The sequence below is a fragment of the Mycobacterium colombiense genome (assembly GCF_001953985.1).
In the GTDB taxonomy this organism is placed as follows: Bacteria; Actinomycetota; Actinomycetes; order Mycobacteriales; family Mycobacteriaceae; genus Mycobacterium; species Mycobacterium colombiense_B.
This window is the reverse complement of the sequence record NZ_MBEI01000066.1, coordinates 16058-39099: the sequence shown is the minus strand read 5'-3', so window position 1 is coordinate 39099 and position 23042 is coordinate 16058. Positions and strand designations below refer to the sequence as shown.

24 protein-coding genes are annotated in these 23042 nt (G+C 69.9%); 10 read left to right on the top strand and 14 right to left on the bottom strand.

Annotation, left to right across the window (positions count from 1 at the left end):
- Positions 1-164 precede the first annotated feature (164 nt).
- Positions 165-464 carry a hypothetical protein gene (locus tag A5732_RS21040; RefSeq protein WP_253189093.1) on the top strand — a complete coding sequence of 100 codons (300 nt, stop codon included), beginning with the start codon at positions 165-167 and terminating at the stop codon, positions 462-464.
- Positions 465-553: 89 nt separating this feature from the next.
- On the opposite strand, the gene A5732_RS21035 is transcribed toward A5732_RS21040, so the two are convergent.
- Entirely contained in the window at positions 554-1033 is a 480-nt protein-coding gene (locus A5732_RS21035) for a MarR family winged helix-turn-helix transcriptional regulator (protein WP_076053195.1), read from the bottom strand.
- Between the two features lie 96 nt (positions 1034-1129).
- Between A5732_RS21035 and A5732_RS21030 the strand changes: the two genes are divergently transcribed.
- Both A5732_RS21030 and A5732_RS21025 read left to right on the top strand, forming a co-directional pair.
- Complete coding sequence (locus A5732_RS21030) at positions 1130-1753, top strand: NADPH-dependent F420 reductase (RefSeq protein ID WP_076103196.1); 624 nt, start codon at positions 1130-1132, stop codon at positions 1751-1753.
- A 52-nt stretch (positions 1754-1805) separates the two neighbouring features.
- On the top strand, positions 1806-2705 hold the full coding sequence (locus tag A5732_RS21025; RefSeq protein WP_076103195.1) for a TIGR03619 family F420-dependent LLM class oxidoreductase: 900 nt from the start codon (positions 1806-1808) through the stop codon (positions 2703-2705).
- A gap of 24 nt (positions 2706-2729) precedes the next feature.
- Here A5732_RS21025 and A5732_RS21020 read toward each other — a convergent pair whose 3' ends face one another.
- Positions 2730-3329 (bottom strand): riboflavin synthase, encoded by a 600-nt coding sequence (locus A5732_RS21020; protein WP_076053200.1) that lies wholly within the window; start codon positions 3327-3329, stop codon positions 2730-2732.
- 118 nt (positions 3330-3447) lie between these two features.
- On the opposite strand from A5732_RS21020, the gene A5732_RS21015 reads away from it, so the two are divergent.
- Both A5732_RS21015 and A5732_RS21010 read left to right on the top strand, forming a co-directional pair.
- Entirely contained in the window at positions 3448-4155 is a 708-nt protein-coding gene (locus tag A5732_RS21015; RefSeq protein WP_076053202.1) for an LppX_LprAFG lipoprotein, read from the top strand.
- On the top strand, positions 4152-5732 hold the full coding sequence (locus A5732_RS21010) for an MFS transporter (RefSeq protein WP_076053204.1): 1581 nt from the start codon (positions 4152-4154) through the stop codon (positions 5730-5732). Before A5732_RS21015 ends, A5732_RS21010 begins: the two co-directional genes overlap by 4 nt.
- Here A5732_RS21010 and ribD read toward each other — a convergent pair.
- The 4 genes from ribD to fmt are packed head-to-tail and all read right to left on the bottom strand — an operon-like array spanning position 5729 to position 9910.
- Positions 5729-6754 (bottom strand): bifunctional diaminohydroxyphosphoribosylaminopyrimidine deaminase/5-amino-6-(5-phosphoribosylamino)uracil reductase RibD, encoded by a 1026-nt coding sequence (gene ribD / locus A5732_RS21005; protein WP_076103194.1) that lies wholly within the window; start codon positions 6752-6754, stop codon positions 5729-5731. The two genes, A5732_RS21010 and ribD, sit on opposite strands and share 4 nt — an antisense overlap.
- On the bottom strand, positions 6751-7449 hold the full coding sequence (gene rpe / locus A5732_RS21000) for a ribulose-phosphate 3-epimerase (protein ID WP_065056281.1): 699 nt from the start codon (positions 7447-7449) through the stop codon (positions 6751-6753). The genes ribD and rpe overlap by 4 nt, the downstream gene beginning before the upstream one ends.
- Before the next feature lie 53 nt (positions 7450-7502).
- Positions 7503-8966: an RsmB/NOP family class I SAM-dependent RNA methyltransferase gene (locus A5732_RS20995; RefSeq protein ID WP_076103193.1), complete on the bottom strand. Its 1464-nt coding sequence runs from the start codon at positions 8964-8966 to the stop codon at positions 7503-7505.
- On the bottom strand, positions 8963-9910 hold the full coding sequence (gene fmt, locus A5732_RS20990) for a methionyl-tRNA formyltransferase (protein WP_064952917.1): 948 nt from the start codon (positions 9908-9910) through the stop codon (positions 8963-8965). The genes A5732_RS20995 and fmt overlap by 4 nt, the downstream gene beginning before the upstream one ends.
- A 186-nt stretch (positions 9911-10096) precedes the next feature.
- Between fmt and A5732_RS20985 the strand changes: the two genes are divergently transcribed.
- Positions 10097-10924 carry a class I SAM-dependent methyltransferase gene (locus tag A5732_RS20985; protein WP_076103192.1) on the top strand — a complete coding sequence of 276 codons (828 nt, stop codon included), beginning with the start codon at positions 10097-10099 and terminating at the stop codon, positions 10922-10924.
- 57 nt (positions 10925-10981) lie between these two features.
- Here the strand turns inward: A5732_RS20985 and A5732_RS20980 are convergent, their stop codons facing one another.
- The 3 genes from A5732_RS20980 to A5732_RS20970 form a co-directional block, all read right to left on the bottom strand.
- Entirely contained in the window at positions 10982-11467 is a 486-nt protein-coding gene (locus A5732_RS20980) for a MarR family winged helix-turn-helix transcriptional regulator (protein ID WP_064952915.1), read from the bottom strand.
- A gap of 129 nt (positions 11468-11596) precedes the next feature.
- The gene (locus A5732_RS20975; RefSeq protein WP_076103260.1) at positions 11597-13552 is read right to left on the bottom strand and encodes a primosomal protein N'; all 1956 of its coding nucleotides are present in this window, start codon (positions 13550-13552) and stop codon (positions 11597-11599) included.
- 136 nt (positions 13553-13688) lie between these two features.
- A complete protein-coding gene (locus A5732_RS20970) occupies positions 13689-14459 on the bottom strand; it encodes a lysoplasmalogenase (protein ID WP_076103191.1) in 771 nt (256 codons plus the stop codon).
- On the opposite strand from A5732_RS20970, the gene A5732_RS20965 reads away from it, so the two are divergent.
- Genes A5732_RS20965 through A5732_RS20950 form a run of 4 tightly spaced genes read left to right on the top strand, consistent with a single transcriptional unit; the run spans position 14458 to position 18504 of the window.
- Positions 14458-15432 (top strand): alpha/beta hydrolase, encoded by a 975-nt coding sequence (locus A5732_RS20965; RefSeq protein ID WP_076053213.1) that lies wholly within the window; start codon positions 14458-14460, stop codon positions 15430-15432. The genes A5732_RS20970 and A5732_RS20965 overlap by 2 nt on opposite strands.
- A 22-nt stretch (positions 15433-15454) precedes the next feature.
- On the top strand, positions 15455-16417 hold the full coding sequence (locus A5732_RS20960) for an alpha/beta hydrolase (RefSeq protein WP_076103190.1): 963 nt from the start codon (positions 15455-15457) through the stop codon (positions 16415-16417).
- Positions 16418-16427: 10 nt separating this feature from the next.
- On the top strand, positions 16428-17924 hold the full coding sequence (locus A5732_RS20955) for a flavin-containing monooxygenase (RefSeq protein ID WP_076103189.1): 1497 nt from the start codon (positions 16428-16430) through the stop codon (positions 17922-17924).
- Between the two features lie 16 nt (positions 17925-17940).
- Positions 17941-18504 (top strand): pyridoxamine 5'-phosphate oxidase family protein, encoded by a 564-nt coding sequence (locus tag A5732_RS20950; protein ID WP_076103188.1) that lies wholly within the window; start codon positions 17941-17943, stop codon positions 18502-18504.
- Here the strand turns inward: A5732_RS20950 and metK are convergent.
- From metK to mihF, 5 genes are all read right to left on the bottom strand, one after another.
- The gene (gene metK, locus A5732_RS20945) at positions 18501-19712 is read right to left on the bottom strand and encodes a methionine adenosyltransferase (protein WP_076053220.1); all 1212 of its coding nucleotides are present in this window, start codon (positions 19710-19712) and stop codon (positions 18501-18503) included. The genes A5732_RS20950 and metK overlap by 4 nt on opposite strands.
- A 96-nt stretch (positions 19713-19808) precedes the next feature.
- Positions 19809-21074 (bottom strand): bifunctional phosphopantothenoylcysteine decarboxylase/phosphopantothenate--cysteine ligase CoaBC, encoded by a 1266-nt coding sequence (gene coaBC / locus A5732_RS20940; RefSeq protein WP_064951920.1) that lies wholly within the window; start codon positions 21072-21074, stop codon positions 19809-19811.
- A 21-nt stretch (positions 21075-21095) separates the two neighbouring features.
- Positions 21096-21422 carry a DNA-directed RNA polymerase subunit omega gene (gene rpoZ, locus A5732_RS20935; protein ID WP_007774376.1) on the bottom strand — a complete coding sequence of 109 codons (327 nt, stop codon included), beginning with the start codon at positions 21420-21422 and terminating at the stop codon, positions 21096-21098.
- Positions 21423-21489: 67 nt separating this feature from the next.
- Positions 21490-22161 carry a guanylate kinase gene (gene gmk / locus A5732_RS20930; protein ID WP_142248464.1) on the bottom strand — a complete coding sequence of 224 codons (672 nt, stop codon included), beginning with the start codon at positions 22159-22161 and terminating at the stop codon, positions 21490-21492.
- 34 nt (positions 22162-22195) lie between these two features.
- A complete protein-coding gene (gene mihF, locus A5732_RS20925) occupies positions 22196-22510 on the bottom strand; it encodes an integration host factor, actinobacterial type (protein WP_007171927.1) in 315 nt (104 codons plus the stop codon).
- Positions 22511-23042 lie beyond the last annotated feature (532 nt).

Below are 23042 nucleotides of genomic sequence, written 5' to 3'. Positions count from 1 at the left end.
TGCGCCAGATATGTGTCGGCTGTGCCCAATATTTGTCACGAGCAAACGGCAAAATCGGGTTTCGGGGACATTATTGGGGAAATACCAGCCGAATGAATACCAACACAAGAACACGACCGTGGATCCGGCTGTGTACCGGCGCGCTCACGGCCGGCGGCTTGGCCATGTCCGCCCTCGGACTGTCCACCGGCACCGCCACGGCGGCGCCTCCTCCTCCGCCTATGTATCACCACCACTGGTGCCCGGGCGAGCAGTGGGACCCGGGCTGGGGTCCTTACCAGAATTGGAACGACTGCCGTGACTGGGACGACAACTACGGCGGTCCGGCGGGTTATGGCGGAGCCCCGCCGTGGGCCCCGCCGCCGCCGGGACCGCCGCCGTGGGCGCCGTGGGCTCAGGTCGTCTGGAACCCCCAGGCGAATGGCTGGGGATATTGGCAAGGCCCCGTGTGGATGCCGCTGTAATCCAGCCCTGACCGTAAAGCAGGCCGTTGTCGTGGCGGGAGACGCCGCGACGAGCGGCGTGCCGGCCTCAATAGCTCGACACTTGAACGCTACGAGCCCTCTTCGGCGGGAGAATCGCCGTCTTTGGCCAGGTGGCGCAGGACGCGCTCGTTGAGGGCGGCGAGCATGTCGAGCTCAGCCGGGGTGAGCAGGTCGATGAAGTTCCGGCGGACGTCCTCCACATGCTTAGGCGCCGCCTTCTCGATGGCGGCGCGGCCGGCCGGCAGTAGGCAGACCATAGTGCTGCGGGCGTCGTCGGGGTTGGGCTCGCGGCGGATCAGCCCGTCCTGCTGCATGCGCCGCACTTGGTGGGAGACGCGGCTCTTCTCCCAACCCAGTGCATTGCACAGCTCGTGCGCGGGCATGCGATCAGCGTCGTGCTCCGAAAGCACCGCCAGAACCTGGTAGTCGGCCCCGGACAGGCCCGATTCCTGCAGGCCCCGGTTCAGGTGCACGGCGAGCTGATGGTTCGCGTGCTGGAAGGCCCGCCAAGCGCGGTCTTCACGAGCGTTCAGCCAATTCGGTTCCATCACCTGGGATGTTATCTGATTAGTTGACGCATCAACAAACATATGCCTAAGGTTGAGTAGTCAACCTTTTCGGTATCAAGTCAGGACGGACACCTCATGAGCAGCATCAGCATCATCGGCACCGGGAACATGGCCCGCGCCATCGGCGCGCTGGCGGTCGCGGGCGGCAACACCGTCCAGGTCATCGGCCGCGATCAGGCCAAGGCCGCTGACCTGGCCCAGGAGCTTGGCGACGGCGCGACGACGGGAGAGTTCGGCGCCGTCCCGGCCGGGGACATCGTCATCGTTTCCGTGTTGTACGCCGACGTCGTTCCGGTGGTCACCCAGTACGGCGACGCCCTCGCGGGCAAGGTCATCGTCGACATCAGCAACCCCTTCAATGCCGAGGCCGACGGGCTGGCCATCCCCGATGACACCTCGGTCGCGCAGGAAGTTGCCAAGGTCGCCCCGGCCAGCGCCGGCGTGGTGAAGGCGTTCAACACCATCTTCGGTGTGGTCCTGGCCCAGGGCCGGCCGCTCGACGTCTTCATGGCCGGCGACGACGCGCGCGCCAAGGCGGGCGTGGCGGAGTTCATCGAGAGCCTCGGGCTGCGCCCGCTAGACGTCGGCGGCTTGAACATGGCGCACTGGCTGGAAGCAACGGGCCTGGTCATGATGGGCCTCGCCCGCCACGGGGTGGGGAACTTCGACTTCGCCCTGGGCGCCGCCGTTCCCGGCTGAGCCACGCCGCCGCGCCCAGACAATGGTTGATGGATCACCGAAAGGAGCCGCTATGAAGCTCGGTTTCGCACTTCCCATCGTCGGTCCCGCTATCAGCAGCGCCGCTGGTCTGAGCGCGTTCTGCCGCGGACTCGAGGACCTGGGCTACGACACGCTGTGGGTCGGCGATCGCCTGGTCACGCCGGTTGATATGCACAGCACCTATCCGGGCAAAGAGCAGCCGTACCCGCCGCAGATGACCCGCTACCTCGATCCGGTGCTGTTGTGGACGGTCGCCGCGACGGCGACCAGCCGGGTGCGGCTGAACGCCAGCACGCTCAGCACGTTCTACTACGAGCCGGTGCACCTGGCCCGGCTGCTGACCACGCTCGACGTGCTCAGCGACGGCCGCCTCGACGTTGGCGTGGGCATCGGGTGGATGAAGGACGAGCACGACATCGCCCGCGGCGCGGACTGGCGCCGGCGCGGGCGGATGCTCGATGACCTGCTGGCGTTCCTGCGCGAGTGGTGGACGACCACCCCGGTGTCCTGGGACAGCGAGTTCTTCTCGCTGCCGCCGGTCCATGCCGACCTGCGCCCGGTCCAGGCCGGCGGTCCGCCGATCTGGATCGGCGGTGTCAGCGAGGCCGCGATGCGCCGGGTCGGCCGCAGCGGCACCGGCTGGCTCGGGGTCGAGGGGCTGCAGGACGAGGTCACCGACCGCTTGTGGTCGATTGCGCGCCGCGCGGCGCAGGACGCCGGCCGCGATCCTGACGCGCTGAAGACGGCCATGCGGATCAACCTCGAACCGGGAACGTCCGTTGACTCTGTTATCGACAGGCTCGAGCGCGTCGCCGGGTCCGGTGCTGATGAGGCGATCGTGGATGCCTTCGCAATGTTCCCCAGCCTTGACCAGATGCTTGACTTCGCCGGCCAGCTGATCGCCCGACGAAGTGAGCATGCGAAAGCTTGACGGCCCCAGATGCTCTGAGCCTATTTAGCGGGCCATCAACCGCTCGACGTATTTCGCGATCACGTCGACCTCGAGGTTGACCTGTGTGCCGACCGGAGCGCGGCCCAGAGTGGTCAATTCGCGGGTGGTGGGGATCAGCGAGACCTCGAACCAGTCCCCCGGCTCGCCGCCCAGCCCCGACACCGTCAACGAAATGCCGTCGACGGTGATCGATCCCTTTTCCACGACGTAGCGGGCCACCTCGGCCGGCATCTGGATGCGCACCACTTCCCAATGCTCCGACGGTGTCCGGCCGACGATGCGCCCGGTCCCGTCGACGTGCCCCTGCACGATGTGCCCGCCCAGCCGGCTGTTGACGGCCGCGGCGCGCTCCAGGTTGACCCGGCTGCCGACCTGCAATTCGCCCAAGTTGGACCGGTTGAGCGATTCGGCCATCACGTCGGCGGTGAACTGGCCGCCGGGCAGCAGTTCGGCGACGGTCAGGCACACGCCGTTGACGGCGATCGAATCGCCATGGCCCGCGTCGGCGGTCACGACGGCGCCGCGGATGGTCAGCCGCGCCGCGTCCGAAAGGACGTCGCGAGCCGTCACCTCGCCGAGTTCCTCGACAATTCCGGTAAACATCCTCTTAGGCTAATTGCCCCTCACGCACGCGGATGAGCAGGGCAAACGCCCGCGCCCGGACGACACTGGCACCCCGCGTTCACCAGGGCAGTCACCCACACCCTCTACGATGCAGAGTATGCAGACCCGCCGCCGTATATCGGCCGTCATCGCATCCCTGACCCTCGCCACCGCCTTGATCGCCGGCTGTTCGTCGGGCTCAAAGCAGAGCGGCGCGCCACTTCCCGACGGCACGACCTTGGTCAAGCAGTCGGCCGACGCCACCAAGAAGGTGACGAGCGCGCACATCGCGCTGAGCATCCAGGGCAAGATTCCGGGGCTACCCATCAAGACGCTGACCGGTGACCTCACCAACGCACCGGCCACCGCCGCGTCGGGCAACGCCACGATCACCCTCGGCGGTTCGGACATCGACGCGAATTTTGTGGTGCTCGACGGAACCCTGTACGCCACCCTCACCCCGAACAAGTGGAGTGACTTCGGCAAGGCCGCCGACATCTACGACGTCTCGGTGCTGCTGAACCCCGACAACGGGCTGGGCAACGCGCTGGCCAACTTCAGCAACGCCAAGGCCGAGGGCCGCGAAAACATCAACGGGCAGAACACCATCCGCATCACCGGCAACGTCTCGGCGGACGCGGTGAACAAGATCGTGCCGCAGTTCAACGCGACGCAGCCGGTGCCGAGCACGGTGTGGGTCCAGGAGACCGGTGACCACCTGCTGGTCCAGGCCAACCTGCAGAAGAGCTCGGGCAACTCCGCCCAGATCACCCTGTCGAACTGGGGCGAGCAGGTTCAGGTCAGCAAGCCCCCGGTGAGCTCGTGACCGCGGAGACCGCACCCCCGACCGGGCATCAAACCGGGCGCCGCGTAGCGATCAGCGCGGGCAGCCTGGCGGTCCTGCTCGGCGCCCTGGACGCCTATGTCGTCGTGACGATCATGCGCGACATCATGACCGACGTTCACATCCCGATTAACCAGCTGCAGCGCATCACCTGGATCATCACGATGTACCTGCTGGGCTACATCGCCGCCATGCCGCTGCTGGGCCGCGCCTCCGACCGGTTCGGCCGCAAGCTGGTGCTGCAGGTCAGCCTGGCGCTGTTCATCGTCGGCTCGGTGGTCACCGCGCTGGCCGGCCACTGGGGCGACTTCCACCTGCTGGTCGGCGGCCGCACCATCCAGGGTGTGGCCAGCGGCGCGCTGTTGCCGGTCACCCTCGCCCTGGGCGCCGATTTGTGGGCACAGCGCAACCGCGCCGGCGTGCTCGGCGGCATCGGTGCCGCTCAGGAGCTCGGCAGCGTGCTGGGCCCGCTGTACGGGATCTTCATCGTCTTCCTCACCCACGACTGGCGCTACGTGTTCTGGATCAACGTGCCGCTGACCCTCATCGCGATGGCGATGATCCAGTTCAGCCTGCCCTCACACGAACGGGTGGAGGAGCCGGAGAAGGTCGACCTGATCGGTGGCGTGCTGCTGGCGGTCGCTTTGGGCCTCGCCGTGATCGGTCTGTACAACCCGCAACCCGACGGCAAGCAGATCCTGCCGAGCTACGGGCTGCCGCTGGTCATCGGCGCGGTTGTGGTCGCGGTGTTGTTCCTGCTCTGGGAGCGTTTCGCGCGTACCCGGCTGATCGAACCGGCGGGCGTGCGTTTCCTACCCTTCCTGGCGGCGCTGGGCGCCTCGCTGTTCGCCGGCGCCGCGCTGATGGTGACGCTGGTCGACGTGGAGCTGTTCGGCCAGGGCGTGCTGGGACAGTCCCAGACGCAGGCCGCCGGGTTGCTGTTGTGGTTCCTGATCGCGCTGCCGATCGGAGCGGTGCTGGGCGGGTGGATCGCCACCCGGGCCGGTGACCGGATCATGGCCTTCGCCGGGCTGCTCATTGCGGCCTACGGCTACTGGCTGATCCACTTCTGGCGCCAGGACGTGCTGAGCCAGAAGCACAATATCTTCGGTGTGTTCAGCGTGCCGGTGCTGCACGCCGACCTGCTGGTGGCCGGCATCGGGCTGGGCCTGGTGATCGGGCCGCTGACCTCCGCCGCGCTGCGGGTGGTGCCGTCCGCTCAACACGGCATCGCCTCGGCGGCGGTGGTGGTGGCCCGGATGACCGGCATGCTGATCGGTGTCGCCGCGCTCAGCGCGTGGGGCCTGTACCGGTTCAACCAGATCGTGGCGGGCCTCACGGCCGCGATCCCGGCCAACGCCACCCTGCTGGAGCGCATCGCCGCCCAGGGCACCATGTACCTCAAGGCCTTCGCCCAGATGTACGGCGACATCTTCTCGGCCACCGTCTGGATTTGCATCGCGGGAGCGCTGCTGGGTCTGCTAATCGGCGGTCGCAAGGAACACGCTGAGGAGCCGGAAGCCGCTGAGCCGCAAGCAGTCCCGTTGGGTGAGCGCTAGCCGCTGCGCGGCACCAGGCTGAGCAGCAGGTCGGGCCCGACCCGGTCGACGCCGTCGAACTGCCAGCGCAGCGCCCGCGCGATCGTGGACACGCCCACGTCGTCGACCGCGGTGACGGGACCGCCCAGCAGCGTCGGCGCGACGTAGGCCAGGATCCGGTTGACCAACCCGGCCCGCAGGAAGGCACCCGCCAGCGTCGGGCCGCCCTCCAGCAGCACGTCGGTGCGATCGGACACGGCCTTGAGCACCTCCATCGGGTCGTGCGTACGGATCAGCATGGTTCGCGAATCGTCGTTGAGAACCTTTGCCTCCGAAGGTATTTCACGCATCCCGACGACCACTCGTAGCGGTTGCCGGTCGGCCAGCGAGCCGTCGGGCAGTCGGGCGGTCAGCGCCGGGTCGTCGGCCAGCACGGTGCCGGTGCCCACCACGATCGCGCCGGCGACCGCGCGCCGGCGATGCAGATCCAGCCGCGAGGCCTCGCTGGAAATCCACCGGCTGGAGCCGTCCGCGGCCGCGCTGCGGCCATCGACGCTGCTGGCGTATTTCCAGGTCAGATGGGGCAGCCCGGTCCGTTGCTTGTGCAGCCACTCCCGTAGCGGGCCGCCGGTCACCTCGTCGGCCAGCACCCCGGACCGCACCGCGACGCCGGCCTCCCCGAGCCGGTCCGCCCCACCGGCGGCCTCCGGGTTCGGGTCGGCGACGGCGTACACCACGGTGCCCACCTTCGCGTCGAGCAGGGCGTTCACACAGGGCGGGGTTTTGCCGTAGTGGTTGCACGGCTCGAGGGTGACCACCACGGTGCCGCCGACCGCCAGATCGCCGCCCCGCGGCAGCGCCAGGATCTCGGCGTGATCGCCACCGGCCGGTTCGGTGGCGCCGACGCCGACCACCTCGCCACCGGCGTCCAGGATGACCGCCCCGACCGGTGGGTTCGGATACGTCGTTCCCTTGACGTGGTTGGACTGGTCGATCGCCAAGCGCATCGCCGCGTCAAGGCTGTCACCCGGCGGAAGCGTCATCGACGCAGGTGCGGGGATGCGCCGGCGGCCTGGCGCCGCAACGCGTCGATCGCGGCCTCCGGGTCGTCGGCGCCGTACACGGCCGACCCGGCGACGAAGCAATCGACGCCGGCCTCGGCGGCCTGCTCGATGGTGTCGGCGTTGATGCCGCCGTCGATCTCGACGAGGATCGTCAACTCCCCCGCCTCGATGAGCTTGCGCGCGGTGCGCACCTTGCTCAGCACCTCGGGGATGAAGCTCTGGCCGCCGAAACCGGGCTCCACCGACATGATGAGCAGGGTGTCGAACTGCGGCAGGATTTCCAGGTAAGGCTCCAGCGGGGTCCCCGGCTTGACGCTGATCCCCGCTTTGGCGCCGGCGGCACGGATATCGCGGGCCACGCCGATCGGATTCTGGGTGGCCTCGGCGTGGAAGGTGACGTTGTACGCTCCCGCCTCCGCGTAGGGAGGCGCCCAACGATCGGGGTCCTCGATCATCAGGTGGCAGTCCATCGGGATGGTGGTGGCGGCCAGCAGGCTCTCCACCACCGGCAGCCCGAAGGTCAGATTCGGCACGAAGTGGTTGTCCATCACGTCGACGTGCAGCCAGTCGGCGCCGGTCACGGCGGCGGCTTCGTCGGCGAGCCGGGAGAAGTCAGCGGCAAGGATCGACGGCGCGATCAGCGGCCCGTGTGACGGTTCCGGGTTGCGAGGCATGAGCGCCAGACTACTGAGCCGCGCGGCCCGCTTCACATTCGGCGCGGCCCCGGCTACCCCGCCTCGCGGCGCAGCGCGGCTGCGAACATCGCGTCGGTGCCGTGCCGGTGCGGCCACAGCTGGACGTGCGGCCCGTCGCCCAGGTCGGCGACGGGCTCGAACAACGGCCGGGTGTCCAGCGCGCTCACCGGGTGGCGGCGCAGCGCGTCGGCGACCACGCCGACGGTCTCGGCCAGGTGCGGCGAACAGGTGGCGTAGAGCACCACGCCGCCGGGGCGGGTCAGCGCGATCGCGGCGCCCAGCAACTCGCGTTGCAGCTTGGTCAGCGCGGGCACGTCGGCGGGTTGCCGCCGCCACCGGGCCTCCGGCCGGCGGCGCAGCGCCCCCAACCCGGTACACGGCGCGTCGACGAGCACCCGGTCGAACGTCGGATCCAGCTCCGTCTGCCGCCCGTCGACCCGTAGCACGTCGACCGGCAGGCCGCGGGTGTTCTCGGCGACCAGGTCCGCCCGGCGCGGCGCCGGCTCCACCGCGGTGAGCCGAAATCCGGATTCCGGATGCTGCTGCAGGCCCAGGGACGCCAGCAGCGCCGTCTTCCCGCCCGGCCCGGCGCACAGGTCCAGCCACCGGCCGGTGTCGCCGTCGACCGGGGCCAGGGTCAGCGCCCGGGCCACCAGCTGGCTGCCCTCGTCCTGCACCAGCGCGACGCCGACGCGCACCGGCGCCAGCCGCCCGGGGTCGCCGCCCGCCAGGTACACCGCGTACGGCGAATAGCGGCCGACGGTCCCGTCGACCGCGTCGGCCAGTTCGGCCGCTGTCAGCGCGCCGGCGCGGGCGGCCAGGTGCACCTGGGGCCGCTCGTCGTCGCTGGCCAGCACCGCGTCGAGTTCGGTTGCGGCGGCACCCAGCGCATCGGCGAAGGCCTGGGCGATCCACCGGGGGTGGGCGTGCACGAACGCGGCGTGCCCGATCGGATCCTGCGCCGGATCGGGGGCCAGCTCGGCGACCCAGGCCTGCTCGTCGCGCCCCGAGATGGTGCGCAGCACGCCGTTGACGAAACCCGCTCGCGCCGAGTCGAATTCGATTCCCGCCTGCTCGACGGTGGTGGACACCGCGGCGTGCGCGTCGACCCGGGTGCGCAGCAACTGGTACGCGCCGAGCCGCAACAGGTCGAGCAACACCGGGTCGATGGCCTGCGGCGAGCGCCCCGCGGCGGCGCCGATGACGGCGTCGAGCAGGCCCCGGGTGCGGCAGGTGCCGTAGGTGAGCTCGGTGGCGAATGCCGCGTCGCGGCCGGTGATTCCGCGTTCGCGCAGCAACGCGGGCAGCGCCAGGTTCGCGTAGGCATCGCGTTCGCTGACCGCCCGAAGCGCGTCGAACGCGGCGGCGCGGGCCGGGTCCAGGGGCCGCCGTGGCGGTCGGCGGTCGCGCTGCTGGCGCTGGACGTCGCGCTGCTGGGGTCGCGGCGGCTTGCGCTCCGGGCGGCCGCGCTGCGGTCTGTCTCGCCCGGTGCTCATGTCGCCCGCACCGCGGGGTCTAGCCGGGCGCCGCGCGCCCAGTCCACCGCGTTCATGAATTTCTTTCCGGGCGGCTGGATTTGGTCCAGCCGCACCGGGTCGGAGCCGGTGCCGACCCAGACGCTCTTGCGGTCGACGTGAATAGCGCCGGGCGGCAACGGTTCTGACGGCCCTGGCAGCTCGGAGGCCCCCGCTACCTGTACCGGCCCCAGTTTGATGCGCAGGTCGCCGATCAGCGTCCACGCGCCGGGGTTGGGCGTGACGGCGCGAATGCGGCGATCCACGACCAGCGCCGGCAGGTCCCAGCGCACCCGGGCCTGCTCGACGGTGATCTTGGGTGCGATGCTGACCCCGTCGGCGGGCTGCGGCACCGGTGTCAGCGTCGCGTCGGCGATGCCGTCCAGCGTGGTCGACAGGAGTGCCGCGCCCGAAACAGCAAGTCGCTCAAGCAGTTCCCCGGCCGTGTCGGTCGGCCGGATCGTCTCGGTCACGACTCCGAAGATCGGACCGGAGTCCAGGCTCGGCTCGATCTGGAACGTCGAGGCGCCGGTGATGCTGTCGCCCGCGGCGATGGCCGCCTGTACCGGCGCGGCGCCGCGCCACGCGGGCAACAGCGAGAAGTGCAGGTTGATCCATCCCCGCGGGGGCACGGCCAGCAGGCCGTCGCGCAGCAGCGCGCCGTAGGCCACGACCGCGCAGCAGTCCGGCGCCAGCTGCGACAGCTCCGCGACGAACTCGTCCGCGTTCGGCCGCGATGGCCGCAGCACCGGAATTCCGCGATCGAGCGCTTCGCGGGCCACCGGCGACGGCTCCGGTTTGCCGCGCCGTCCGACGGCGGCGTCGGGCCGGGTCAGCACCGCGATCACCTCGTGACGCGGTGAGTCGATGAGGCGGCGCAGTGCGGGTAGCGCGGGTTCGGGGGTTCCGGCGAAGACAAGGCGCACCGGCCCAGTCTAGGAAGCGGCGGACGCAGGCCCGACCCGCCCGAGCCGGGCGAAAGTGCGCGCGTACACTATTGCCCATGGCTACTATTTCCGGAAGCCATCAACTGCCGGTGTGAACCGCACTGCCGATTCATGTCGACAACGAGGTCGAAAGACAACCCCTTCCCCCCTCCCAAGGAGGTCTAGATGACCCTCGATACCCCGATCAACGACGCTTCGGCCGCCGCAACGTCCCGCGTGGTGTGGGCGTTGGGCGACTACGCCCTGATGGCCGAGGAGGTGATGGCTCCCCTGGGCCCCGCGCTGGTCGAAGCCACCGCTATCCGGCCCGGCGTGCGGGTCCTCGACGTCGCCGCCGGCTCGGGCAACATCTCACTGCCGGCGGCCGCTGCGGGCGCCACCGTCGTTTCCACCGACCTCACCCCGGAGTTGTTGCAACGGTCGCGGATCAGGGCCGAGGCCCGGGGCCTGACCATCGACTACCGAGAGGCCAATGCCCACGCGCTGCCGTTCGGCAACGGCGAGTTCGACGTCGTCCTGTCGGCGATCGGCGTGCAGTTCGCCACCGATCAGCAGCGCGCCGCCTCCGAACTGGTCCGGGTCTGCCGGCCGGGCGGCACGATCGGCGTGATCAGCTGGACCCCCGAGGGATTCTTCGGCCGCATGCTCGCCACCATTCGGCCCTACCGCCCGAGCCTGTCGCACCCGGTGCCGCCCGCCGCGCTCTGGGGACGCCCGCGCTACGTCGCGGCGCTGCTGGGCAACCAGATCGGCCACATCACCACGACGCGAGGCATGTTGGCGGTCAACCGGTTCGACAGCGCCGAGGCCGTGCACGCCTACTTCAAGCGGCACTACGGCCCGACGATCGAGGCGTACGCGAACATCGGCCACAACCGGGTGCTCACGGCCGAGCTGGACGCTCAGCTCGTCGAACTCGCCCAGCAGCACCTGGCCGACGGCACGATGGAGTGGGAGTACCTCCTGCTGACCGCCCGAAAGCGGACCGACTAGACCCGATGGTGGCGACCCGCTTCGCCCGGCTCCGCCGCGCTCGCGATCGCCAGCCGACTACAGGTCGATGTCGGCGTCCAGGTGGACGTCGGGCTCCCCGCCGGCGGCGGTGAACGCCGTCAGGGCCCGCACCAGCCCGTGCCGCTCCGGCGGCGGCATCTTCGCCACGATGGCCGCGATTTCGGCGCGCCGGTGCGCGGTGACCTGGTGGACGACGTCGCGGCCGCGCGTGGTGAGCGCGGCGAGCAACTCGCGCCGCGAGGTCGGGTGCGGCAGGCGGTCGATCAGCCCGGCGGCGACCAACCGGTCCACCATCCGGCCGGTGGCCGACGGCTGCACGCCCAGCAGACCGGCCAGCGTGGCCAGGTTGACCGGTCCGCGATTGGACAGGATCACCAGCGTCCGGAATTGCGCGATGGTGATGGTCTCGTCGACCTGCCCGACGGAGCGAGCCGAGATGGCCATCAGCAAACGGGAGGCCGTCAGCAGGGCATCGGTGATGACGTCCAATGACTCGTCAACTGTGGCGTTGTCGGGTGCCATATCGCCCCTTCCCGGATGGTTTCCGAACCACTCGGCGGCTAAGGATTAGAAAGTGTAGCAACACTCTAATGTCGTAAGAAGTGATTATTGCATGTACATATTGTCGCCTAGGGTAATCGTTGGTGAAGGTTAGCCGATGTGCAGGGGGTCGATCTGCACCCGGGCCGGCTCATGGGCCTGCCGGGCGCTGAGCACACCGACGCCGCGCCGCAGCGCCGCCGCCAGCGCCAGGCCCTGCTGACGGGGCACGCGCACCAGCATCCGCGTCACCGGGGCCCCAGCCGGCGTTCCGGCCGGGCGGCGCACACCGGCCGGAAGGTCCACCGGCCCAAGCAAATCCGCGTGCAAGGAGTCCTGGTCGGACAGCCGGGCCTCGTCGAGCAGCGCGGTCACGGCGCCGGCCGTGCCGTCGACGGCGGCCATGTGCACGCTGGGCGGCAGGCCGACTTCGGCCCGCGCGGTCACTTCGGCCTCCGCATGCCCCACCGGATCCCAGCGGATCAGCGATTGCACTGTGGGAAGCGAGGATTCGGCGACCACCATCACCACGCCACCGTCGCCGCGGGCGCGCACCAGGGCGGCGGCCGACATCCATCGCCACAGCGCGTCCTCGGCCGCGCGCAGGTCTTGGCGGCCCAGCAGCGCCCAGGTGTCCAACAGCAGCGCCGCCCCATAACCGCCGGCCGCCTGCGGCGCGGCGCCCGGGGTGGCCACCACCAGCGCCGGGCCGGCCGCGACCTCGGGCACCACGCCGTCACCCGACGACGTGATCACCGACGTGCCGGGAAACGCGCGTCCGAGTTCTTCCGCGGTGCGGCGCGCCCCGCCGACGACGGCGCGCACCGCGTCCGACCCGCAGCGCGCACACCGTCGCGTCGGGTCGACGCGGCCGCACCAGCGGCACAGCAGCGCCGCGCCGCCCTCCTGCAACGACAGCGGGCCCGTGCAGTGCCGGCACCGGGCGATGGTCCGGCACCGCGCGCAGGCCAGCGACGGGAGGTACCCCCGCCGCGGCACCTGCACCAGCACCGGCGCCCCGGCCTGCAGCGCCGAGCGGGCGGCCCGCAGCGCGATGGAAGGAATGCGCGCCGTGCGCGCCGCCGGGTCGCGCTCGTCGGCGTAGCCGGTGTCGTCCAGGGCGATCACCCGCGGCGCGCCGGCCCGCACCACGGGCCGCGCCGCGACGATGTCGTGGGCCCAGCCGCTGCGCACCAGCGCGTGGGCCTCGGCGGTGCGCGCGTAGCCGCCGATCAGGGCCGCGCACCGGGCCTGATGCGCGCGCAGCATCGCCACCTCGCGGGCGTGCGGGTACGGCGCCCGCGGCTCAGCCAGGCTGTCGTCGGCGTCGGCCCACACCATGACCAACCCGAGATCGCTCAGCGGCGCGAACACCGCGCTGCGCGTGCCGATCACCAACCGCGCGGAGCCGCGCAGCGCCGCCAGCCAGCGCCGGTACCGGGCCGCCGGCCCCAGGCCGGCCGACAGGGCCACCACGCTGCCCTCGTCGATCCGCGCCGTCGCGGCCTGCCACAGCGCGTCCAGGTCGCGCTGGTCGGGGACGATCGCCAGCACCGATCGGCCGGTCCGCACGGTTTGTGCGGCGGCCTCGGCGAAGCGGTCCGTCCACGACTCGCCCGGCAGCGCCTGCCAGACGGCCCGGGCGGCCCGCGATTCGGCCAGGGCGGCCAGGAATTGAGCGCCCCTGGCATAACCGTCCCAGCCCGACGGGTCGACGGGCTCCGGGACCGCCGGATCGCGGCTGACCAGGGCTTCCCGCTCCACCCGGGCGTGCCGGGCCGGCACGGCCAGGCGCAGCACGTCGGGGCGGGTGCCGGCGTAGTGCGCGGCCACCGCGTCGACCAGCCGGCGGATTTCCGGGGTGAGCACCGGCTCGGCCGACACGACGCGATCCAGCCAGCCCAGCTTGCCGGGGTGATCGGTGTCGTTGCGGCGCTCCAGCACGAACCCATCGACCAGCCGGCCGTGGAAGCGCACCCGCACCCGCACCCCGGGCTGGGCGTCGTCGGACTGCTCGGCCGACACCAGGTAGTCGAACTCCCGGTCCAGGTGCGGGACCGACAGCATCGGCAGCACCCGGGCGATGGGCTCCACCTCGACGGGCGTAGGCGCGCTGGGGCTCACCGCGTCCCCGGGCCGCGAATCATGTTGTCATCCAATGTGTTTACCGTCCGGACCGCAGCGTACCGGGCACGGGCGACAATCAGTCCTCGGCGGGCGCCGGGGCGTCCCCGGCGGCGTCGGCGGGAAGCTCGCGGCCGAAGAAGAATCCGGCCGTGATCAGGATCTCGGCCGCCGCATACGACCACCAGATCGGCACCGCCAGCGCCTCATTGCCCAGGATGAAGCGGGCGATGGCGATCATCGAGTCCGAGGCCGCGAAACACACCGCCCCCACCGCCGTCCAGATCGTCGGCAGTTTCGCCAGCAGGGCCGTGCACACCATCGCGGTCAGCACCACGATGTAGACCGTCACCGGAAGCGTCAGCTTCTCCGCGCCCAGGTGGGGCCAGAACCAGGCCAGCAGGGCGATCGACACCGCACACATCAGGACCACCGCAACGATGCGCACCGTCGACGGCCGCGCATCCTTCGACGCCCCCGAGAATGCCGGCACCAGCGGCAGCAGCGCGGCCAGAAAACACAAGTGCGCCAACAGGAATGCCGCCAGGCCCACCACGAAGGACAGCGTCCACCACGGGATCGCCAGCACCCAGTCGCCGATGGCCGAGAGCAGCAGCGCCGGCATCAGCCACCGCCGCTCGCGGACGACGGCGTGCCCCGCCGCGGCCAGGGTCAGCAGCAACGCCATCGACGCCTTGAACGCCGGCTGCAGCACCCAGTGCCCGGTCAGCTCGATGCCCGGCGGCGAGCGCAGCGCCAGCACGGTCAGGTAGATGCCGTAGCCGAGGGCCACCCAGCCGGCCACCACCCAGCCGCCGGCCACCAGACGAGGTGCGTACGGTACGTCCATGCCCAGCTTGGATAACACAGCCGACGAGAAACCCGCTATCGACCCCATCCTGCAGAAGGTACTGGATGCGGTTCCCTTCCGGCTATCCACTGAGGACGGAATCGATGCGGCGCGCCAGCGGTTCCGCGATCTGCCGCGCCGGCCGCTGCACCCCGAGCTGCGGGTCGAGGACCGCACCATTCCCGGGCCCGCGGGGGCCATCGCTATCCGGATCTATTGGCCGCCAAGCCATTCCGACGGACACCCGGAGGGCGCCCCGGCGCCGGTCGTGCTGTATTTCCACGGCGGCGGGTTCGTCATCGGCGACCTCGACACCCACGACGGCACCGCCCGTCAGCACGCGGTCGGCGCGGAGGCGATCGTGGTGTCCGTCGACTACCGGCTGGCGCCTGAGCACCCCTATCCCGCCGCGGTCGAAGACGCTTGGGCCGCAACGCTTTGGGTCTCCGAGCACGCCGCCGAGCTGCACGGCGACCCGAACCGGATCGCCGTCGCCGGGGATTCGGCCGGCGGCACCATCTCGGCCGCGGTGGCGCAGCGGGCGCGGGACAACGCCGCCCCGCCGATCGTGTTCCAGCTGCTGTGGTACCCGTCGACCATGTGGGACGCGTCGCTGCCGTCGTTCACCGAGAACGCCATCGCACCGATCCTGGACGTCAAGGCGGTCGCGGAGTTCTCTCGTTGGTACGCGGGCGAAGTCGACATGTCCGATCCGCCGTCGGACATGGCGCCGGGTCGGGCGAAGGACCTGAGCAACCTGGCGCCGGCCTACATCGCGGTGGCCGGATACGACCCGCTGCGCGACGACGGCATCCGCTACGGCGAATTGCTGACCGCCGCCGGCGTCGACGCCCGGGTGCACAACGCCGAGACGCTGGTGCATGGCTACCTGGGCTATGCCGGCGTGGTGCCCGCCGCCACCGCGGCCCTCGAGGGCGGACTGGCCGCGCTGCGAACCGCCCTGCACCGGTGACCCCGCGGCGTACGGTGAACGCATGAGCGAGCCGACCACCGCCCGGCCCGGGATCGACCCGACATTCAAGGCGTTGCTCGACGCCTTCCCGATGACCTTCCGCGAGGCCGACGGTGTCGAGGTCGCCCGCTCGCGGCTCCGGCTGCTCAAGGTGCCGCCGAAAATGCTGCCGAACCTGCGGATCGAGGACCGCACGATCGCCCACGGCGAGCGCACCGACATCCCGGTGCGCATCTACTGGCCCGACAGCGACGTCAGCCCGCTGCCCGTGGTCGTCTTCTACCACGGCGGCGGCTTCTGCCTGGGCGACCTGGACACCCACGACCCGGTCGCCCGCACGCACGCCGTCGGCGCCGAGGCCATCGTGGTGTCCGTCGGCTATCGGCTGGCCCCGGAGTATCCGTTTCCGGCCGGCGTGGACGACTGCTGGGCGGCCCTGCAATGGGTCGCCGAGAACGCGGCCGAGCTCGGCGGCGACCCGGACAACATCGCGGTGGCCGGCGACTCGGCGGGCGGCAACCTCGCCGCGGTGACGGCGCTGCTGGCCCGCGACAACGGCGGCCCGGCACTGCGCTTCCAGCTGCTGTGGTACCCGACGGTCACCGCGGACCTGTCCCTGCCGGCCTACACCGACAATGCCGAGGCCCCGATCCTGAATCGTGAGGTCATCGACGCGTTCCTGTCCTGGTACGTGCCCGACCTCGATATCACGGACCCGACGGCGCTGCCCACCACCATGGCCCCCGCGAACGCCGCGAACCTGTCCGGGCTGGCGCCCGCCTACATCGGCACCGCCGAACACGATCCGCTGCGCGATGACGGGGCCCGTTACGCCGAGCTGCTGGGCGCCGCCGGCGTGCCGGTGGAGCTGAGCAACGAACCCACCCTCGTGCACGGATTTGTCAGTTTCGCCCTGGCGATACCCGCCGCCGCGGAGGCCACCGAGCGCGGCCTGACGGCTCTCCACAAGGCGCTGCACCCCTAGGCAGGCAACGATGGTGACGCACGAAGACGAAACCCCCGACTATCACACGCTGATCATCGGCGCCGGGTTCTCCGGCATCGGTGCGGCGATCAACCTGGACAGGGCCGGGCTGCCCGATTACCTGGTGATCGAGGCCGGCGACGGGGTCGGCGGCACCTGGCACTGGAACACGTATCCCGGTATCGCCGTGGACATCCCATCGTTCTCCTACCAGTTCTCGTTCGAGCAGAGCCGGCACTGGTCGCGGACCTACGCACCGGGCCGAGAGCTCAAGGCCTACGCCGAACACTGCGCCGACAAGTACGGCATCCGCTCGCGGATCCGGTTCAACACCAAGGTGCAGACCGCCGAGTATGACGACGAGCGCGGCCTGTGGCGGGTGCAGACCGACCCGGCTGGAGCAATCACGGCCCGGTTTCTGATCAGCGCCTGCGGCGTGCTGACGGTGCCGAACCTGCCCGACATCGACGGCGTGGACTCGTTCGGCGGCATCACCATGCACACCGCGCGGTGGGATCACGGCCAAGATCTGCGCGGCAAGCGCGTCGCGGTGATCGGCACCGGCGCCTCGGCCGTCCAGGTGATTCCCGAGATCGCGCCAATCGTGTCGTCGCTCACGGTATTTCAGCGCACCCCGATCTGGTGCTTTCCGAAGTTCGACATCCCGCTGCCGGCGCCGGCGCGCTGGGCGATGCGAATTCCCGGTGGCAAGTTCCTGCAGCGCCTGCTCAGCCAGGCCTACGTGGAGCTCACCTTCCCCATCTCGGCGCACTACTTCACGGTCCTCCCGCTGGCCAAGAGGATGGCCTCGCTGGGGAAATCCTATCTGCGGCAACAGGTTCAGGATCCGGCCGTGCGCGAACAGCTCACCCCGCGGTACGCGGTCGGCTGCAAACGCCCCGGCTTCCACAACGGCTACCTCGCCACGTTCAACCGCGACAACGTGCGGCTGGTCACCGAACCGATCGACAAGGTCACGCCCGACGCGGTGGCCACCACCGATGGCGAGAACCACGAAATCGACGTACTGATCCTGGCGACCGGCTTCAAGGTGATGGATCCCGACAACGTGCCCACCTTCGCGGTGACCGGGAGCGGCGGAAAGTCGTTGAGCCGTTTCTGGGATGAGCATCGGCTACAGGCCTACGAGGGCGTCACGGTGCCGGGATTTCCCAACCTGTTCACCGTGTTCGGCCCGTACGGTTACGTCGGCTCTTCGTATTTCGCGCTGATCGAGGCGCAGACGCATCACATCGTGCGCTGCCTCAAGCGGGCCAAGCGCGTCGGCGCGACCCGGGTCGAGGTGACCCAGGAGGCCAACGACCGCTACTTCGCCGAGATGATGCGCCGGCGGCCCAAGCAGATCTTCTGGCAGGACAGCTGCCAGCTGGCCAACAGCTACTACTTCGACAAGAACGGTGACGTGCCGCTGCGTCCGGGCACCACCCCGGAGGTGTACTGGCGCAGCCGGCGATTCGATCTGGACGACTACCGGTTCACCCGGTAGCGGCTACGCTGCACCCGTGGCGAAGGAATTCGAAAGCATCGACGGGTCGCTTCACGACTTCATCCGGGAGCAGGCCGTATTCTTCGTCGCCACCGCCCCGTCCGACGGCGGGCGGATCAACCTGTCCCCCAAGGGATATCGCGACACGTTCGCGGTGCTCGACGAACACACCGTCGCCTATCTGGACCTGTTCGGCAGCGGCGTGGAAACCATCGCCCATCTGCGCGACAACGGCCGCATCACCGTGATGTTCTGCTCGTTCACCCGCAACTCGCGGATCCTGCGGCTGTTCGGCACCGGACGGGTGATCCGCCCGGACGACAGCGAATTCGCCGCTCTGATGCCACATTTCGGCGACCAGCACGCGGGGGTCCGCGCCATCATCGTGGTCGATGTGGAGCGGATCGCCGACGCCTGCGGATTCGCGGTGCCTTACTACGATCTCGTCGACGAACGGCCGGTTCTCGACGCCGCGCACCGTAAGGCCACCGACGACCAGTACGGGCGGCTGGTCGATCGCAACCGGCGCAGCATCGACGAGTTGCCCGCGTTGGACGCGGACCACCCCCTGCCGCGTTAGATCGCGCGCTTGAGCTCGTCGACCTTGTTCAACTGCTCCCAGGGCAGCTCGATGTCGGTGCGGCCGAAGTGCCCGTACGCGGCGGTCTGCGCGTAGATCGGGCGCAGCAGGTCCAGGTCGCGGATGATCGCGCCGGGCCGCAGGTCGAACACCTCGGGCACGATCTTCTCGATCTTGACCGGATCGACCGTCGCGGTGCCGAAGGTCTCGATGAACAGGCCGACCGGGGCCGCCTTGCCGATGGCGTAGGCCACCTGCACCTCGACCCGTTCCGCCAGCCCGGCGGCGACGATGTTCTTGGCCACCCAGCGCATCGCGTAGGCCGCCGACCGGTCCACCTTGGACGGATCCTTGCCGGAGAAGGCGCCGCCGCCGTGGCGGGCCCAGCCGCCGTAGGTGTCGACGATGATCTTGCGGCCGGTCAGGCCGGCGTCGCCCATCGGGCCGCCGAGGACGAACTTGCCGGTCGGGTTGACCAGCACCCGGGTCGCCGACGAGTCCAGGGTGTCGTGGGCCAGCTCCTCGAGCACGGTCTTGAGCACGTGCTGCCGGATGTCGGGATCGAGCGTCTTCTCCAGGTCGATGCCGTCGGCGTGCTGGGTGGAGACCACCACGGTGTCCAGGCGGACCGGAACGTCGTCCTCGTACTCGATGGTGACCTGCGTCTTGCCGTCCGGCCGCAGGTATCCCAGCGTGCCGTTCTTGCGGACCTCGGTCAGCTTCCGCGACAGCCGGTGGGCCAGCGCGATCGGCAGCGGCATCCGCTCGGGGGTGTCGTTGATCGCGTAGCCGAACATCAGGCCCTGGTCGCCGGCGCCCTGCAGGTCCAGCGGGTCGGCGGCACCCTCGACGCGGTGCTCGTGGGCGGTGTCGACGCCCTGGGCGATGTCGGGCGACTGCTTCCCGATGCCGATGTTGACCCCGCACGTGCTCCCGTCGAAGCCCTTGTCCGAGGAGTCGTAGCCGATGTCGAGGATGCGCTCGCGAACCGTGTTGGTGATGTCGGCGAACGCCTCCTTGGCCGTGGTGGTCACCTCACCGACCACGTGCACCTGTCCCGTGGTGACCAGCGTCTCGACGGCGACACGTGAACGGGGGTCCTGCGTCAGGAGGGCGTCGAGGACCGAGTCGCTGATCGCGTCACAGATCTTGTCGGGATGTCCCTCAGTCACCGACTCACTGGTAAACAGGCGACCCTTTTCGCTCACAATGACAATCCTTCCAATTAGTTAGTTAGCCGAATTATATCGGCTCGCGTCGGCCCGGCCAGCACCTGCCCCGGTGCCGCGAAGTACTCGACCGTTCTATCCGCTGTCCCCGTGCAGGAAGGCGGCGATCGCATCCACGATACGACTGGCCATCAAGGTCTTGGAGCCGTGCTGCAGCGCCGACTCGGTACCGTCGGCCGCCAGCAGCCAGCCGTCGTTGCTGTCCACCTCGAAGGCCCGGCCGTCGCCGACCGCGTTGACGACCAACAGGTCGCAGCCCTTGTTGCGCAGCTTCGCCCGGGCGTGAAACAGCACGTCCCCGTTGGCGTCACCGGTCTCGGCGGCGAATCCCACGATGGCACGCATGTTGGGCAGCTCGCCGTTGGCCCGCGCCCGCACCGCGCCCGCCAGCACGTCGTCGTTGCGGACCAACTCGATCGTGGGCGGCTGGTCTTGCTCCTTCGGGCCCTTTTTGATCTTGGCGGCCGCAACCCGGGCCGGCCGGAAGTCGGCGACTGCGGCGGCCATCACCAGCACGTCCGCCTCGGCCGCGTGCTTGGCGACGGCGTCGCCCAGTTGCTCGGCCGAGCTGACGTGGACCACCTCGACGCCGGCGGGGTCGATCAGCCCGGCGGTGTGCCCGGCGATCAGCGTGACCTCGGCGCCGCGCTGGGCGGCCACCCGCGCCACCGCATAGCCCTGCTTGCCGGAGCTGCGGTTGCCGATGAAGCGCACCGGGTCGACCGGTTCACGCGTGCCCCCGGCCGTCACCAGCACCTTGCAGCCGGCGAGGTCGTAGGGCAGCGCGTCCTGGCGTTCCAGCAGCAGGTGAGCCAGCGTGGTGATCTCCTCGGCCTCCGGCAGTCGGCCCGCGCCGCTATCCGTCCCGGTGAGCCGCCCGGCGGCGGGTTCGAGCACCACCGCTCCCCGGCGGCGCAGCGTGGCCACGTTGTCGACGGTGGCCGGGTGCAACCACATCTCGGTGTGCATCGCCGGCGCGAACAGCACCGGACATCGCGCGGTGAGCAGCGTAGCTGTCAGCAGATCGTCGGCGCGGCCGTGCACCGCCCGGGCCAGCAGGTCCGCGGTGGCCGGCGCCACCACGACCAGGTCGGCCTGCTTGCCGAGTTGGACATGCGGAACCTCCGGCACGTCGTCGAAGACGCCGGTGTGCACCGGCTGGCCGGAGAGCGCCTCGAAAGTGGCGGCCCCGACGAAACGCAACGCGGACTCGGTCGGGATGACGCGGACCGAATGACCGGCCTCGGCGAGCTGACGAACGACGGTGCACGCCTTATAGGCGGCAATACCGCCGGAGACGCCGACGATTACTCTCTTCGCGACCCGATCGCGGTTGTCCACAGCGCGCCCGGCCCGGCCCTGTTACTCGCCCTCGGTGTGCTCGAGGAGGTCGCCGTGGATCTCGCGCATAGCGATCGAAAGCGGCTTTTCCTGCAGCCCCGGCTCGACCAGCGGACCGACGTATTCGAGGATGCCCTCACCGAGCTGGTTGTAGTAGTCGTTGATCTGACGCGCCCGCTTGGCGGCGTAGATCACCAGGGCGTACTTGCTCGAGACGCGGTCCAGCAGCTCGTCGATGGGCGGGTTGGTGATGCCCAGCGGGGTGTCGTAGGCGCCCGGTCCCCCGGCGGACGGATCGAACCGGTCGGGGACGGCGGCCAATGCCGCGTCGGACTGCGGAATACTCACTTAGGTCAATCTCCTGGCGGATTGGAGCGGCTCATCGCCGCTGAAAGAAACTAAAAAATTTCGGTGGTCAATCTTGCTGGGAAGTGGTCCGGCCTCTGGACCGGCCCGACGGGTCATGCCGGCCCGGCGCAGTTCCCACCAGCAAGGATACCAATTCGGAGCACGCTGACTCCAATTCACTGTTCACGACCACCCGGTCGAAGTCATTTTGGGCCGCCATTTCGATGCGGGCGGTCTCCAGACGCCGCTGCATTACCTCCGGCGTCTCGGTGCCGCGGCCGACGAGCCTGGCCCTGAGGTCCTCCCAGCTGGGCGGCGCCAGGAAGACCGCGAGGGCCTCGGGCATCGCCTTCTTGACGGCCCGGGCCCCGGCCAGATCGACCTCGATCAGCACCGGGAATCCGCGGGCCGTGGCGGCCCGGACCGGCTCGGCCAGGGTGCCGGATCGGTGTAGGCCCGAGTGGATTTCGGCCCACTCCAGCAGCGCGCCCTCGTCGATGAGCTGCTGGAAGCGGGCCGGGGTGACGAAGTGGTAATCGACGCCGTCGACCTCGCCGGGCCGCGGCGCCCGCGTCGTGGCCGAGACGCTGAAATGCAGGTCCGGGACCCGCTCACGCAGGCATCGGACCACAGTCGACTTACCGACCGCGGAGGGACCGGACAGCACGACCACACGTCCGTTACCCGATGGTTCAGGACGTGTCCCGTGCTGGACGTCCGGTCCCCCGCCGGCGCTCACAGGCGCTCCTTGGGCCGGTGCGCCCACGGCTCGGTTAGGAGCCGAACTTTTCCAGCAGGGCCTTGCGCTGACGATCGCCAAGACCGCGCAGACGGCGGGTCGGGGCGATCTCCAGCTCAGTCATGATCTCCTGCGCCTTGACCTTGCCCACCTTGGGCAACGCCTCGAGAAGCGCGGAAACCTTCATCTTGCCCAGGACTTCATCGGTCTCGGCGTCCTTGAGGACCTGGGTCAGGTTGGTGCCGCCACGCTTCAGGCGGTCCTTGAGCTCTGCTCGCGCTCGACGTGCGGCAGCCGCCTTCTCCAACGCGGCCGCGCGCTGCTCGTCGGTCAACTGGGGAAGGGCCACGATTCCTCCGTATCTGATCAATCAATTTCAATCGATCTCATTTTGTCTCGCCGGTACTTCTGCCAGCGGAGACGACCGTACTCAGGCCTTCTGACGAAATCTAACCCGACCCCCTGCTAAAGCGGGCAAAGTCCCAGCATGCACCGGCGTCTGGGCGGCCAAAGCGGTGCTTTCGGCGGGGTTCACGACGGCCGCGCCGAGCGCCGTCCGAGTGTCGGCACCGGCTCGTATCCGGTTCGCCAATGGGCCTTCTACCTGCGGTTTTGTCTCCCGGCGATGGCGGCGGCCGCGGCGATCGTGCCGTCCGGAATGCCGCCGGTGGGCCGCCGTCACGCCTGGTGCGAGGGATCACGGATTTATTGCGGCGTGTCGCGCGTGTCGCGTCGCCGGTCAAACGCCAGGCCAACACCGGCGTTCGGCCCGCGCCCCGGTCCTGACGGCCGCCGTGGGGCCCTCGAGGTGGCCTTGTGGCCCCGAAACCTGGCGTTTGGCCACCATGGACGGTCCGTCCAGCTCCCGCGCCCGGGGAGGC